Here is a 15,048-nt window from a genome sequence, read left to right on the forward strand (position 1 = left end):
TGCGTCCAGGGCGTGGAGGCCGGTGGCCACCAGGGCGGTTTCCGCAACGACCCGGCCGACGACGCCCCGGGCGCCGTGCTCGGGCTGCTGTCGCTGGTCGCGCTGGTGCGCGAGACCGTGCAGATCCCGATCATCGCGGCGGGCGGGCTGATGCGCGGCTCGCAGATCGCCGCGGTGCTGGCCGCGGGCGCGGCCGCGGGGCAGCTGGGCACCGCGTTCCTGGTGTGCCCCGAGTCGGGGGCGAACGGCCTGCACAAGGCGGCCATGACCGATCCGCTGTTCGGCCGGACCGAGCTGACCCGGGCGTTCTCCGGCCGCCCGGCCCGCGGCCTGGTCAACCGGTTCATCCGTGACCACGGCCCGTACGCCCCGGCCGTCTACCCCCAGCTGCACCACCTCACCTCCGGGCTGCGCAAGGCGGCGGCCAAGGAGGGCGACCCGCAGGGCATGGCGCTGTGGGCCGGGCAGGGGCACCGGCTGGCGCGCGAACTGCCCGCCGCGCGGATGGTGGAGACGCTGGCCGTCGAGCTGAGCGCGGCGGGGTCCGCGTACGGGCTCCAGGCGCCGCGAGGCGTGGTGTCGTGACCGCCCCGGTGTTCGTGGCCGACTCCCTCGCGGGAGCGGCCACCGGGGCCCGTATCGCGCTGGAGGGCCCCGAGGGGCGGCACGCGGTGTCGGTGAAGCGGCTGCGGGCCGGCGAGGCGGTGATCCTCACGGACGGCGCCGGTACGGGCGTATCGGGCACCGTGGCGGCCGTCGAGGGCAAGGACCGGCTGCTGGTCGAGGTCGACGGCGTACGCCATGAGGCGGCGCCGAGCCCGCGGATCACGGTCGTCCAGGCGCTGCCCAAGGGCGACCGCGGCGAGGTGGCCGTGGAGACCATGACCGAGACGGGCGTCGACGCGATCGTCCCGTGGACGGCCGCCCGCTGCATCACCCAGTGGAAGGGCGAGCGCGGGCAGAAGGCGCTCGGCAAGTGGCGGTCGACCGCGCGCGAGGCGGGCAAGCAGTCCCGTCGGCTGATCTTCCCCGAGGTCGCGGACGCGATGACGACCAAGGAGGTTGCTCGACTTCTCGCCGATGCCGACCTCGCGGCCGTGCTCCACGAGGAGGGCAGCGACCCCCTGGCGACGGCTCAACTGCCCCACGAGGGCCATATCGTGCTCGTCGTGGGCCCCGAAGGGGGCGTCTCGCCGGAGGAGTTGGCGGCCTTCGCCGCGGCGGGCGGGCGCCCGTACCGGCTGGGCCCGAGCGTCCTGCGCACCTCCACGGCGGGAACGGCCGCCGCCGCACTGCTGCTGGGGCGCACCGGCCGCTGGGGCTGACCCTCCTCGGGGAGCCGCGAGGTGGCCGACGATGGTCTTCCGGTTCGCCGTGGGTGATGGGAACCTGACCCCTATGGGGGTATTGAGCCATCATGTACGGCATGGAAGGCCGCTGCTGGCGGCCGTGGCCGCGGTCGCCGCGGCCTTCGCGGTGACGGGGTGTGAGCCGAGGGACGGCGGGGTCACCGCGATCGCCGTCTCGATCACCACGGACAAGGTCTCCACCTCCGCCCTGGAGCGGGGCGGCATCGGGGTGCGCTGGCTGACCTGCAACGCGGATCTGAAGACCGGCCCCACCGCCGGGGCCTCGGCCTCCCGCGCCGGTGACTCGGGCACGACGGACGCCTCCGTGGACTGCCGGGGCAGGACCGAGGACGACAAGGCCATCGGGATCCGCGGCAAGGTCACCTATGTGCGGGAGAACCACTGCGTGCGCGGCGATCTGACCGGCACGGTCGAGGGCCACAAGGTCTTCCGGGCCGATGTGATCGGCGAGTGCGACGGCGGCGACGCCACCGAGAGCCCCACGGCGGAGCGCACCCACCCCTGGGACGAGGCCACCAGCTCCCGCCACACGTACGACGCGAGGACCACCGCACCCGGGAAATAGCGTCCGCATAAGCTGTGGCCCATGTCGGACGAGTCACCGCTGATCCAGAGCCTGCGCACGGCCGTCGCCGCCGCACCGGACGATGTACCCCTGCGGCTGCACCTGGCGGGGCTGTTGCTGGACGGCGGGCGCGGGCAGGAGGCGATATCCGAGGTCGCGGCGGCGCTTCAGCGCGACCCCGGGAACGCCGAGGCGCAGGCCCTGATGGCGCGCGCCGTGGCGCCCCCTGCCCCGCCCGCCCCTGCCACCGCCCCGGCTCCGCCTGCCGCCCCTGACGCTCCCGGCCCCGCGTCCGGAGCCGGTTCGTACGATTGGCGGCGGGCCGAGGGCGAGTTGGCGGACGTCGTCCCACCGCGTTTCGTGGAGTCCCCTGACGACCCCGGGGACTCCGAGCACCGTGACGAGGGTCCGCAGCCCCACAAGCCGCTGGCCGCCGACGGCTCCGACGACCCCGGCGAGACCTCCGCGTGGGAGGTGGAGCGCACCGGTGTGCGCCTGGCCGACATCGGCGGCATGGACGAGGTCAAGGAACGCCTCGACGCCGCCTTCCTCGCCCCCATGCGCAACCCCGAGCTGCGCAAGCTCTACGGCAAGAGCCTGCGCGGCGGGCTGCTGATGTACGGGCCGCCCGGATGCGGCAAGACGTACATCGCGCGCGCCGTGGCCGGGGAGCTGGGCGCCCACTTCATGTCGGTCAGCATCAGCGACGTTCTCGACATGTGGATCGGCAATTCCGAACGGAACATGCGCGAGCTGTTCCAGACCGCCCGCCGCAGCGCCCCCTGCGTGCTCTTCCTGGACGAGCTGGACGCCCTCGGCGCCAAGCGCAGCCAGCTCCGCCACAGCGGGCTGCGCACCACCGTCAACCAGCTGCTGGCCGAGCTGGACGGGGTCGACGCGGCGGCCAACGAGGGGCTGTTCGTGCTCGCCGCCACCAACCACCCCTGGGACGTGGACGGCGCCCTGCGCCGCCCCGGCCGCCTCGACCGCACCCTGCTGGTGCTGCCGCCCGACCAGCCCGCGCGCGAGGCGATCCTCCGCCACCACCTGGCCGACCGTCCCATCGCGGGCGTCGACGTGCGCAAGCTGGCCAAGCGGACCGATGGCTTCTCCGGCGCGGACCTCAAGTACTTGTGCGAGACGGCGGCCGAGCGCGCGCTGATGGACTCCGTACGGACCGGGCAGGCCCGGATGATCGGCCAGGACGATCTGCTGGCCGCGCTGGGCCAGGTGCGGCCCTCGACCCGCCCGTGGTTCGACACCGCGCGCAATGTGGCCCAGTTCGCCAACGAGGGCGGCACGTACGACGATCTGCTGGCCTACCTCAAGAGCAAGCGGATGCTGTGAACGCCGCGAACGGGGACCGTACATGAGCGAGACAGGAACCGAGCACCCGCTGACCGCCCAGGCGGCCGCGCTGATCGAACTCGATCGGTACGACCAGGCGAAGGAGCTGCTGGCCCGCCGTCTGGCCGGTGATCCGGACGACGTCCGGGCCTGGGCGCGGCTGGCCGTCTGCCACAACCACGCCGAGGACTTCGAGGACGCGCTGCACGCGGCCCAGGAGGCGCTGCGCCGCGCCCCGGAGGACTTCGCCACGCACCGGATACGCTCGTACGCCCTGCGCCGGCTCGGACGTGCGGACGAGGCGGTCGCCGCCGCCCGTGAGGCCGTCCGCATCCTGCCGGACCACTGGGCGGGGTACGTGACGCTCTCCGAGGCGCTGATCGGGCAGCGTGAGTGGTCGCAGATGTACGAGGCGGCGGTGACCGCGGTGCGGCTCGGTCCGGAGGAGACCGAGACCCACCACGGCCTGTGGCGGGCGGCCCTGGTCACCGGGCGGCAGGACGTATGCGACCAGGCGGTGCGCGAGGTGCTGCGCCTCGACCCGTCCAACGCCTGGGCGCTACAGCAAGTCGCCACCCGTAAGGCCGCCGCGAAGGACGCCAAGCTTCCGGAGGTCGCCCAGGGCTACGCCCAGGCACTGGCCGCCGCCCCGGGCAACGAGGGGCTGCGCAAGGGCCTGGAGGGGACGCTGTTCCGGATGGTGCGCGGCACCCGCTGGCTCGCCCTGCTGTGTCTGCTGATCGCCGTGCTGACCGCCAGGGTCTTCCCCACCGAGGACGATCCGACCGCGCTGCCCGCGCCCCTCGGTACGAGGCTCTACGCGCTCGTCCTGATGGGGGTCGTCTGGGCCGTGGGCGCCTGGCGCGCGTACCGCAAGCTGCCGCAGGGCGCCAAGCTGGGCGTCTGGTCGCTGGTGCGGCGGGAGTTCTGGGTGAAGGTCTCGTTGTACGAGGCAGTGTGGAGCATGCTGTGCGCGGTGCTGATCGTGATCGTCCCGTGGACGGACCGGCTGTTCCTCCAAGTGCTCACGCACGCGGGCTGGGTGCCGCCCTTGATCACCATATGGTTCGAGCGGGCTGCCCTGAGGGAGGCCCGGTAGCATCCCGTGCGAAGGCGTTGATGATCCAGAAGTGCCGATGATCCAGCCGACGATCCGTAAGGAGCCACCGGTGGCGGGAGAACCGCAGGCCGACTGCCTGTTCTGCAAGATTGTCTCGGGGGAGGTGCCGGCGACCGTCGTCCGCGAGACGGACACCACCGTCGCGTTCCGCGACATCAACCCCCAGGCACCGACGCATGTCCTGGTGATCCCCAAGGTGCACTATCCGGACGCCGTGTCCCTGGCGGCCGCCGAGCCGCGGATCGCCGCCGACGTGCTGGTCGAGACGGGTGCGGTCGCCGCCCACGAGAAGATCGACGGCACGGGCTACCGGGTGGTGTTCAACACGGGCTCGGGCGCCGGGCAGACCGTTTTCCACACGCATGCCCACGTCCTCGGCGGCCGTGGTCTCAACTGGCCCCCCGGGTAGTTCCGTTGTCCGCACGGGAACTGGTCGTCCTCGGCACCGCGAGCCAGGTGCCCACCCGGCACCGCAACCACAACGGCTATCTGCTGCGCTGGGACGGCGAGGGCCTGCTGTTCGACCCCGGCGAGGGCACGCAGCGGCAGATGCTGCGGGCCGGGGTGGCGGCCCATGACATCAACCGGATCTGCGTCACCCACTTCCACGGGGACCACTCGCTGGGGCTGGCCGGGGTCATCCAGCGGATCAACCTCGACCGGGTCCCGCATCCGGTGACCGCGCACTACCCGGCCAGCGGACAGCGCTTCTTCGACCGGCTGCGGTACGCCACGGCCTACCGCGAGACGGTCCGGCTGACCCAGCGGCCGGTCAGCGGTGACGGCGGGGTGATCGCCCGTACCCCCGCGTACACCTTGGAGGCGGTCCGGCTCTCGCACCCGGTCGAGTCGTACGGCTACCGCCTGATCGAGCCCGACGGCCGCCGGATGCTGCCGGAGCGGCTCGCGGCCCACGGGGTGCGCGGGCCCGAGATCGGGCGGCTCCAGCGGGAGGGCGCGATCGAGCGGGACGGGCGCACGGTCACGCTGGAGGAGGTCAGCGAGGCCCGGCGCGGCCAGCGGTTCGCGTTCATCATGGACACCCGGCTGTGCGAGGGCGCGCACGCGCTGGCGGAGGGCTGCGATCTGCTGGTGATCGAGTCGACGTTCCTGGACGAGGACGAGCCGCTGGCGACCGAGCACGGCCATCTGACGGCCGGGCAGGCGGCCCGGATCGCGGCCGGGGCGGGCGTACGCCACCTGGTGCTGACGCACTTCTCGCAGCGGTACGGCGACCCGGCCGAGTTCGAGCGCCAGGCGCGCTCGGCAGGCTTCGACGGGGAGCTGACCGTCGCCCAGGACCTGATGAGCGTGGCCGTGCCGAAGCGGCGCTAGCGCCGCCGCGGGACGGGCGCCATCGGGCACACTGGCCGCATCCGCCCCAGCGGCAGCGAGGCGGAACGAAGCATCAGCAACGGAACAAACCGGTAGTAAACGAACAGAACGGTCCGACCTGGGAGCACACGGTGACGACACACGACGCTGACCAGCCCTCGGCGAGCCGCCCCCTGCTCGATCCGCTGGCGGCCGTCCGCGGCCCCGGCGACCCCGGCTGTGACGTCTATCTCACCGGCACCGTCTTCCTCGACATCATCTTCACCGGCCTCGACTCCGCGCCCGTCCGCGGCACCGAGTCCTGGGCGCGCGGCATGGGTTCGAGCCCCGGCGGCGTCGCCAACATGGCCACCGCGCTGGCCCGGCTGGGGCTGCGCACCTCGCTCGCCGCCGCCTTCGGCGACGACCACTACGGCGACTACTGCCGGGACGCGCTGGAGCGCGGCGAGGGCATCGATCTGTCGCTGTCCCGCACCATCCCCGGCTGGCACTCCCCGGTGACCGTCTCCATGGCGTATGAGGGGGAGCGCACGATGGTCTCGCACGGCCACGAGGCGCCGCCGCCCGAGGAGCCCGCGCCCAGCTGTCCGCCCCCGGCCAGGGCCGCCATCGCCTCCCTCGTTCCCGGCCGCCGGGAGGAGTGGGTCGCCGAGGCCGCCCGGCGCGGCAGCCGGATCTTCGCGGACGTCGGCTGGGACGACACCGGCCGCTGGGACCCGGCGGACCTCGCCGACCTGGAGCACTGCGAGGCGTTCCTGCCCAACGCGGCCGAGGCGATGTCCTACACCCGCACCGACTGCCCCCGGGCCGCCGCCCGCGCGCTCGCCGAGCGGGTGCCGCTCGCCGTGGTCACCCTGGGCGCGGAGGGGGCGTACGCGGTGGACGGCCGCACCGGCGAGACCGCCGAGGTGCCCGCGATCGCGGTGGAGGCCCTGGACCCGACCGGCGCCGGGGACGTGTTCGTCGCGGGCTTCGTCACCGGCACCCTCGCCGACTGGCCGCTCGCCGACCGGCTGGCGTTCGCCGGGCTGACCGCCGCGCTGTCCGTCCAGGAGTTCGGCGGGTCGCTCTCCGCGCCCGGATGGTGCGAGATCGGTGCCTGGTGGCAGCACGCCCGCTCCTACGACGACCAGTCGCCGAGCGCGCTGCGCCGCTACGCCTTCCTGGACCGCCTGCTGCCCACCGCCGCCCGCCCGAGCCTGCTGCGCCGGGCCGTCCCCACGATCGGCTTCCGCCGGGCGTGAACACCCGTGCCCGGTACCAGGCACGACGCGCCTGCGGCCCGGTGTGATGAAGGGTATGGAGTAAAAGCACTCGGGTCCTGTCGGTGGCCCGTCGTACCCTGGTATCTCAAGGTTGTCGAGCAGCGAGAACCCTTGTCGCAGGAGGTAGGAGCAGGCCGCAGAGCCGAGCCCATGACGCAACCAACCACAGCACCGCAGGCGCATGCGCAGTTCACGGTCCCGACCAAGCACCCGATGGTCATGGTCCTGGGATCGGGTGACTCGTTGCTGCGTGTGATCGAAAAGGCGTTCCCGTCGACCGATATCCATGTCCGGGGCAATGAAGTCAGCGCGACCGGGGACCCTGAGGAAGTCGCCCTGGTCCAGCGTCTGTTCGATGAGATGATGCTGGTGCTCCGCACCGGTCAACCGATGACGGAGGACGCGGTGGAGCGCTCCATCTCCATGCTGCGCGCAGCCGAGAACGGTGAGGGCGAGGCGGCGGAGACGCCCGCCGAGGTGCTCACTCAGAACATTCTCTCCAACCGCGGCCGCACCATCCGCCCCAAGACGCTCAACCAGAAGCGCTATGTCGACGCGATAGACAAGCACACCGTCGTCTTCGGCATCGGCCCCGCGGGTACCGGCAAGACCTATCTGGCCATGGCCAAGGCGGTCCAGGCCCTCCAGTCCAAGCAGGTCACCCGGATCATCCTGACCCGCCCTGCGGTCGAGGCGGGGGAGCGGCTCGGCTTCCTGCCCGGCACGCTCTACGAGAAGATCGACCCGTATCTGCGGCCTCTGTACGACGCGCTGCACGACATGCTCGACCCCGACTCCATCCCGCGCCTGATGGCCGCGGGCACGATCGAGGTCGCCCCGCTCGCGTACATGCGCGGCCGGACGCTCAACGACGCGTTCATCATCCTCGACGAGGCGCAGAACACGAACCCCGAGCAGATGAAGATGTTCCTCACCCGGCTCGGCTTCGACTCGAAGATCGTGATCACGGGTGACGTCACCCAGGTCGACCTCCCGGGCGGGACCAAGAGCGGTCTGCGCCAGGTGCGGGACATCCTGGACGGCGTCGACGACGTCCACTTCTCCCTGCTCACCAGTAAGGACGTGGTCCGGCACAAGCTGGTCGGCCGTATCGTCGACGCGTACGAGCAGTACGACAGCCGCAACGGCAAGTGACCGTCCCCGAAGAGACCCGAGAAAAGACGAACCACCCCATGGCGATCGACGTCAACAACGAATCCGGTACGGACATCGACGAGCGGGCGATCCTGGACGTCGCCCGTTACGCACTGGCCCGGATGCGTATCCACCCGCTCTCCGAGCTGTCGCTGATCGTCGTCGACGCCGACGCCATGGAGCAGCTCCACATCCAGTGGATGGACCTGCCGGGGCCGACCGATGTCATGTCCTTCCCGATGGACGAGCTGCGGCCGCCCGTCAAGGACGACGACGAGCCCCCGCAGGGCCTCCTCGGTGACATCGTGCTCTGCCCCGACGTGGCCAAGAAGCAGGGGGAGGAGGCGCCGACCGGGCACTCCATGGACGAGGAGCTCCAGCTGCTCACCGTCCACGGCGTCCTTCATCTCCTCGGCTACGACCACGAGGAGCCGGACGAGCGCGCCGAGATGTTCGGCCTCCAGGCGGCGATCATCGACGGCTGGCGGGCCGAGTACGGCCTGACCGGGCCCTCCCCGGCCCCCACCACCCGATGAACGGGCAGCTCCTCACGGCGGCCGTCCTGCTGGTGGTGGTCGCCTGGCTGGCGGCCTGCGCCGAGGCGGGCCTCGCCCGCACCACCCGGTTCCGCGCCGAGGAAGCGGTGCGGAACGGGCGGCGGGGCAGCGCCAAGCTGATGCTGGTCGCCGAGGACCCCACCCGCTACCTCAACGTGGCGCTGCTGGTGCGCGTCGCGTGCGAGGTGGCGGCGGGTGCGGTCGTCACGTACGGCTGTCTGCACGCGTTCCCGGAGACCTGGAAGGCGCTGACCGTCGCGATCGGCGTGATGGTCCTGGTGTCGTACGTGGCGGTCGGCGTCTCGCCGCGCACCATCGGTGCGCAGCATCCGCTCAACACCGCGACCGTCGCCGCCTACGTACTGCTCCCGCTGGCCCGGATCATGGGCCCCATCCCGCCGCTGCTGATCCTCCTCGGTAACGCGCTCACCCCCGGAAAGGGCTTCCGGAAGGGCCCGTTCGCCTCCGAGGCCGAGCTGCGCGCGCTGGTCGACCTCGCCGAGCAGGAGTCGCTGATCGAGGACGACGAGCGGCGCATGGTGCACTCCGTCTTCGAGCTGGGCGACACCCTGGTGCGCGAGGTGATGGTGCCGCGCACCGATCTGGTGGCCATCGAGCGCTTCAAGACGATCCGGCAGGCGCTCACCCTCGCGCTGCGTTCCGGCTTCTCCAGGATCCCGGTCACCGGGGAGAACGAGGACGACATCGTCGGGATCGTCTATCTGAAGGACCTGGTCCGCAAGACGCACATCAACCGGGAGTCCGAGTCCGAGCTGGTCTCCACCGCCATGCGGCCCGCCGCCTTCGTCCCCGACACCAAGAACGCGGGCGACCTGCTGCGCGAGATGCAGCAGCAGCGCAACCACGTGGCCGTGGTGATCGACGAGTACGGCGGCACCGCGGGCATCGTCACCATCGAGGACATCCTGGAGGAGATCGTCGGCGAGATCACCGACGAGTACGACCGCGAACTGCCGCCCGTCGAGGACCTCGGCGACGGCACCCACCGGGTCACAGCCCGGCTCGGCCTCGGCGACCTCGGCGAGCTGTACGGCACGGCCCTGGAGGACGAGGACGTCGAGACGGTCGGCGGGCTGCTCGCCAAGTCGCTGGGCCGGGTGCCGATCGCGGGCGCCACGGCCCAGGTCGACATCCCCGAGGGCGGCACCGATCCGGCCCTGAAGGCGCTGCGGCTGACCGCCGAATCTCCGGCGGGCCGCCGCAACCGCATCGTGACGGTGCTGGTGGAGCCGGTGCGGGAGACGGCTGCGGCCGAGTCGTAGGGCGTACGGGGCGCGGGGGCGCCCCGTATCACGCCCGCGCGGGGAGGCGCACGGACGCGCGGGGTCGCGCTGCGCCATACGGATGCATTCACCCTCTGCGGTCTGGCCCATCTGGCGTAGGCAGCGGCTTACTTGCAGATACCGACCGGTGGGCCGCCCATACCCCTGTCGGGGGACAGCCGACTTGTCGTTCCGACGTAGGCAGGTCGGCCGTATGGGCACCCCCACGCAGGGCGAACACGGTCTCCGCGGGCTTGCGCGCGGAGACCCGGGCGGTCCACCCCTCCCCATACCGCACCCCGGGAAGGGGCCGCTCCCATGGCTTCCTCGACCACCACGGTCACCTCCACCCCGAACCCCTCCGTCCCCGGTCAGGCCGTCACCTACACCGCGACCGTCGCCTCTGTTCCACCGGGCGCGTTCACCCCGACCGGCACGGTCGCCTTCACCCTGGACGCCGGTGCGCCGGTGACCGTCGCGGTCGACGCCGCCGGACAGGCCTCCTTCACCGACAGCTCCCTGTCCGTGGGCTCCCACACGGTGACGGCCACCTACAGCGGCGACGCCAACCTGGACCCGTCGACGGGCACCAGCATCCAGCAGGTCAACCAGGGGGCGACGACCACCACCCTGACGGCCTCGCCCAACCCCGCGGTCTGCGGCGAGGCGGTGACCCTGACGGCGACCGTGGCGGCCACCCCGCCCGCCTCGGGGGTCCCGACCGGCACGGTGACGTTCATCATCAGCGCCGACGGACCGGCCCTCACCGCGCCCCTCGACGCGACCGGCCAGGCGTCCGTCACGGTCGCCGATCTGGATGTGGGCACCCATCTGGCGGTGGCCTTCTACGGCGGGGACACCGAGTTCTCCGCGTCCAACTCGGCCCTGGTCCCGGTGACGGTGAACCAGGCGTCCTCGACCACCGCCTTCACCGCCACCCCCGACCCGTCGGTGTGCGGCGAGACGGTGACGCTGTGCGCGACGGTGACCGTGGAAGAGCCGGGGACCTGTACGCCCACCGGGACGGTGACCTTCACCGTCCCCGGAGGCCCGACCCTCACCGCCCCGCTCGACGCGACCGGCCAAGCCTGTGTGACGACCGACGAACTGCCCCTGGGCACCAACTCGGTGACCGCCACCTACTCCGGTGACACCGGTGTCGCGGGCTCCTCGAGCACCGGGACGGTCACCGTCGACCAGGCCACGTCCTCGACCGCCGTCACGGTGACGCCGGCCACGTCCGTATGCGGCGAACCGGTGACCCTCTGCGCGCAGGTGACGGTGGCTCCGCCCAGCGACTGCACCCCGATCGGCACGGTGACGTTCGTGGTCTCGGGCGGTCCGACGCTGACCGCGCCGGTGGATGCCACCGGCCAGGCGTGCGTGACCACCAGCGCCATCCCCGTCGGCACCCACACCGTGACCGCCACCTATGGGGGCGACTCCGGAATCGCGGGTTCCACGGGCACCGCGAGCGTGACGGTGAATCAGGCGGCCTCCACCACCACCGTCACCAGCCCCGCCCCCGGCGCCTGCGGCGAGTCCGTGACGCTCTGCGCCCAGGTGACGACCGTCCCGCCCGGCACCTGCCCCCCGACCGGCACGGTGACGTTCGTGGTCTCGGGCGGTCCGACGCTGACGGCCACGGTGGACGGCACGGGCATGGCGTGCGTGACCACCAGCGCCATCCCGGTCGGCACCCACACCGTGACCGCCACCTACTCCGGTGACACCGGAGTCGCGGGCTCCTCGGGCACCGGGACGGTCACCGTCAACCCGGGCACGTCCACGCTGACGGTCTCGGCCACACCGAGCCCGTCCGTCTGCGGCGAGGCGGTGACCATCTGCGCCCAGGTGACGGTGGCTCCGCCCAGCACCTGCGTCCCGACCGGCACCGTCACGTTCGTGATCACCGGCGGTCCGACGCTCACGGCGACGCTCGACGCCACCGGCCAGGCGTGCGTGACCACCACGGCGGTCCCGGTCGGCACCCACACGATCACCGCCACCTACGCGGGCGACTCCGGCGTCGGGGGCTCGACGGGCACGACCTCGGTGACGTTGAACCCGGCGTCGTCCACCACCACGGTCTCGGTCACGCCCTCCCCGACGGTCTGCGGCGAGTCCGTCCTGCTGTGTGCCCAGGTGACCACCGTGCTACCCGGCACCTGCACCCCGACCGGCACGGTGACCTTCGTGGTCTCCGGCGGCCCGACCCTCACGGCCACGGTCAACGCCAGCGGCCAGGCGTGCGTCTCCACCACCGCCATCCCGGTCGGCAGCCACACCGTGACGGCGACCTACGGCGGAGGCGGCGGCGTCGCGCCCTCGACGGGCACCGGGACGGCCAACGTCAACCAGGCCAGCTCCACGACTGCGCTGACGATCACGCCCAACCCGTCCGTGTGCAGCCAGTCGGTGACGCTCTGCGCCCAGGTGACGACCACGGCGCCGGGCACCTGCACCCCGACCGGCACCGTCACCTTCGTGATCAGCGGCGGTCCCACCCTGACCGGCACGCTCAACGCCGGCGGCCAGGCGTGCGTCACCACCAGCGCGCTGGGCGTGGGAGCACACACGGTCACGGCCACCTACGGGGGCAGCACGGGCGTCGTGGGCTCGTCGGCCACCGGTACGGCCACGGTGAACACGGCCAGTACCACCACCACGATCACCTCCACCCCCAACCCCTCCGCCCCCGGCCAGACGGTGACCTTCACCGCCACCGTGGCCCCGGTGGCGCCCGCGACCGGCACCCCGACCGGCACCGTGACGTTCGTGATCAGCGGCGGTCCGACCCTCGTCGGAACGCTCAACGCGGCCGGACAGACGACCGTGAGCACCAACGCGCTCACCACCGGCTCCCACACGGTCACCGCCACCTACAGCGGTGACAGCTGCTTCAACTCGTCGACCGCGACGCTCACCCAGACCGTGGCGGGCTCGACGACCACCACCCTGACCGCCACCCCGGCCGTCATCCGGCTGCGGATGAACGGCCAGCTCGTCATCCCCACCCTGAGCGCCACGCTCAAGAACCAGGCCAACAACCCCGTCCCCGGCCAGACGATCGTCTTCACGGCCAACACCGTGCTGGGCCCGATCGCCCTGGGCAGCGCGGTCACCAACGCCTCCGGCGTTGCGACGCTGACCAATGTCACCGTCCCGCCCTCGGTCCTGACCGCCAGTACGTACACCGCCACCTTCGCGGGTGGTCCGGGCCTCAGCCCGGCCACGGCGTCGGCCTCGCTGACGTTCCAGCCGCTGCCGCTGCTCCCGTAGCGGATTCCGTACCGCCCGCGCCGGGCCGTCGCCACTGCGGCCCGGCGCGGGTCCATGCGTACAACCGGTGTCACACCCGGTCAGTGGCCCGTCCTATGCTCATCCGTATGAGCGATGCAGCGCAGCTGGACCCCGAAGACCGCAAGATCATCACGCTGGCCCGCTCCGCGCGCGCCCGCAACGGCGTCGCGGAGGGCGCCGCGGTGCGTGACGAGACGGGCCGTACGTACGTCGCGGGCACCGTCGCCCTCGACTCGCTCCAGCTCAGCGCGGTGCGCACCGCCGTCGCGATGGCGGTCGCCAGCGGGGCGAAGTCGCTGGAGGCCGCGGCCCTGGTGACCGACGCGGAGACCGCCACCGACGAGGACCGCGCGGCCGTACGGGACCTGGGCGGGGCCGGGACCCCGATCCTGCTCGCGGGCACCGACGGCACCCTGCGCGCCTCGCTGTCCGTGTGAGCCACCGGCCGGGAAACGAAGCTGTGGACGGCTGGTCGGAGGTGTCCGGGGCATCGGGGAGAATGGTGGCCATGACTGCCGGTACCTCCCCGTCCCCGACCGAGCAGCGGGAGACCCCGCACCGCTCGGGTTTCGCCTGCTTCGTCGGCCGCCCCAACGCGGGCAAGTCGACCCTGACCAACGCGCTGGTGGGGACGAAGGTCGCGATCACCTCCAACCGCCCGCAGACCACCCGGCACACCGTGCGCGGCATCGTGCACCGTCCCGACGCCCAGCTGGTGCTCGTGGACACCCCCGGTCTGCACAAGCCGCGCACCCTGCTCGGCGAGCGGCTGAACGACGTCGTACGGACCACCTGGGCCGAGGTCGACGTCATCGGCTTCTGTCTGCCCGCCGACCAGAAGCTCGGCCCCGGCGACCGCTTCATCGCCGCCGAGCTGGCCGGGATCAAGAAGACGCCCAAGGTCGCCATCGTCACCAAGACCGACCTGGTCGAGTCCGAGCAACTGGCCCAGCAGCTCCTGGCCATCGACCGGCTCGGCAAGGACCTGGGCATCGAGTGGGCCGAGATCGTCCCGGTCTCGGCCGTCGGCGACCAGCAGGTGGGCCTGCTGGCCGATCTGCTCGTCCCGCTGCTCCCCGAGGGCCCGACCCTCTACCCCGAGGGCGACCTGACCGACGAGCCGGAGCAGGTGATGGTCGCCGAGCTGATCCGCGAGGCGGCGCTGGAGGGCGTACGGGACGAGCTGCCCCACTCCATCGCGGTGGTGGTGGAGGAGATGCTGCCGCGCGAGGACCGCCCGGCGGACAAGCCGCTGCTGGACATCCACGCCAACCTGTTCATCGAGCGCCCCAGCCAGAAGGGCATCATCATCGGCCCGAAGGGCCGCCGCCTGAAGGACGTCGGCTCCAAGTCCCGCAAGCACATTGAAGCCCTGCTCGGGACTCCGGTGTTCCTCGACCTTCACGTCAAGGTCGCCAAGGACTGGCAGCGCGATCCGAAGCAGCTGCGCAGGCTCGGTTTCTGAGCGCGGTCGCGCCCGTTACGTGCCCTCCTTCAGGACCGTCCGCACCAGCTCCCGCTGGGCGTCGCTGAGGTGCGGGTCCGCGGCGTGGACCGTGCGGCCGTCCACCGTGATCTCGTAGTGGAAGCCGTCCGGGACGCCGCGCATGGCCGCCGGGGCGCCGGACTCGACGGCCTGGTGGGCCAGGGCGGCCAGATGGGTGGCGTCGGGCCGACCGGCGGTGTCCAGATCGGCCCGGCGCTCGATTCCGGCGAATCCGCCGGAGCGGGTCACGGAGATACGCATA

At 72.2% G+C, this 15,048-nt stretch carries 15 protein-coding genes; 14 read left to right on the plus strand and 1 reads right to left on the minus strand.

Features of this window, described 5'->3' with window-relative positions:
• From SSOG_RS29840 to era, 14 genes are all read left to right on the plus strand, one after another.
• On the plus strand, positions 1–585 hold a 585-nt coding region (locus SSOG_RS29840), incomplete at its 5' end, for a nitronate monooxygenase (protein ID WP_039939018.1).
• A complete protein-coding gene (locus SSOG_RS29845; RefSeq protein ID WP_039939021.1) occupies positions 582–1,325 on the plus strand; it encodes a 16S rRNA (uracil(1498)-N(3))-methyltransferase in 744 nt (247 codons plus the stop codon). The genes SSOG_RS29840 and SSOG_RS29845, both read left to right, overlap by 4 nt.
• Before the next feature lie 73 nt (positions 1,326–1,398).
• On the plus strand, positions 1,399–1,935 hold the full coding sequence (locus tag SSOG_RS29850) for a hypothetical protein (protein ID WP_167542522.1): 537 nt from the start codon (positions 1,399–1,401) through the stop codon (positions 1,933–1,935).
• 21 nt (positions 1,936–1,956) lie between these two features.
• Positions 1,957–3,282, plus strand: a complete 1,326-nt coding sequence (locus tag SSOG_RS29855) for an ATP-binding protein (protein ID WP_009717985.1) — start codon at positions 1,957–1,959, stop codon at positions 3,280–3,282.
• 22 nt (positions 3,283–3,304) lie between these two features.
• Positions 3,305–4,381: a tetratricopeptide repeat protein gene (locus SSOG_RS29860; RefSeq protein ID WP_039939023.1), complete on the plus strand. Its 1,077-nt coding sequence runs from the start codon at positions 3,305–3,307 to the stop codon at positions 4,379–4,381.
• 70 nt (positions 4,382–4,451) lie between these two features.
• Positions 4,452–4,811: a histidine triad nucleotide-binding protein gene (locus SSOG_RS29865; protein WP_009717987.1), complete on the plus strand. Its 360-nt coding sequence runs from the start codon at positions 4,452–4,454 to the stop codon at positions 4,809–4,811.
• Between the two features lie 5 nt (positions 4,812–4,816).
• Positions 4,817–5,737: a ribonuclease Z gene (locus tag SSOG_RS29870; protein WP_009717988.1), complete on the plus strand. Its 921-nt coding sequence runs from the start codon at positions 4,817–4,819 to the stop codon at positions 5,735–5,737.
• A gap of 131 nt (positions 5,738–5,868) precedes the next feature.
• Positions 5,869–6,981 (plus strand): PfkB family carbohydrate kinase, encoded by a 1,113-nt coding sequence (locus SSOG_RS29875; RefSeq protein ID WP_009717989.1) that lies wholly within the window; start codon positions 5,869–5,871, stop codon positions 6,979–6,981.
• Between the two features lie 171 nt (positions 6,982–7,152).
• Complete coding sequence (locus tag SSOG_RS29880; protein ID WP_039939027.1) at positions 7,153–8,157, plus strand: PhoH family protein; 1,005 nt, start codon at positions 7,153–7,155, stop codon at positions 8,155–8,157.
• A gap of 38 nt (positions 8,158–8,195) precedes the next feature.
• A complete protein-coding gene (gene ybeY / locus SSOG_RS29885; protein WP_009717991.1) occupies positions 8,196–8,693 on the plus strand; it encodes an rRNA maturation RNase YbeY in 498 nt (165 codons plus the stop codon).
• Positions 8,690–9,997 carry a hemolysin family protein gene (locus SSOG_RS29890; RefSeq protein ID WP_009717992.1) on the plus strand — a complete coding sequence of 436 codons (1,308 nt, stop codon included), beginning with the start codon at positions 8,690–8,692 and terminating at the stop codon, positions 9,995–9,997. The genes ybeY and SSOG_RS29890 overlap by 4 nt, the downstream gene beginning before the upstream one ends.
• A 318-nt stretch (positions 9,998–10,315) precedes the next feature.
• Positions 10,316–13,279, plus strand: coding sequence for a beta strand repeat-containing protein (locus SSOG_RS29895; protein ID WP_009717993.1), 2,964 nt, complete (start codon positions 10,316–10,318; stop codon positions 13,277–13,279).
• A gap of 95 nt (positions 13,280–13,374) precedes the next feature.
• Positions 13,375–13,737 carry a cytidine deaminase gene (locus tag SSOG_RS29900; RefSeq protein ID WP_208867562.1) on the plus strand — a complete coding sequence of 121 codons (363 nt, stop codon included), beginning with the start codon at positions 13,375–13,377 and terminating at the stop codon, positions 13,735–13,737.
• A 71-nt stretch (positions 13,738–13,808) separates the two neighbouring features.
• A complete protein-coding gene (era, locus tag SSOG_RS29905) occupies positions 13,809–14,765 on the plus strand; it encodes a GTPase Era (protein ID WP_086015816.1) in 957 nt (318 codons plus the stop codon).
• Between the two features lie 15 nt (positions 14,766–14,780).
• On the opposite strand, the gene SSOG_RS29910 is transcribed toward era, so the two are convergent.
• Positions 14,781–15,047 (minus strand): protealysin inhibitor emfourin, encoded by a 267-nt coding sequence (locus SSOG_RS29910; protein ID WP_009717996.1) that lies wholly within the window; start codon positions 15,045–15,047, stop codon positions 14,781–14,783.
• Position 15,048 lies beyond the last annotated feature (1 nt).

The organism is Streptomyces himastatinicus ATCC 53653 (genome assembly GCF_000158915.1).
GTDB lineage: Bacteria > Actinomycetota > Actinomycetes > Streptomycetales > Streptomycetaceae > Streptomyces > Streptomyces himastatinicus.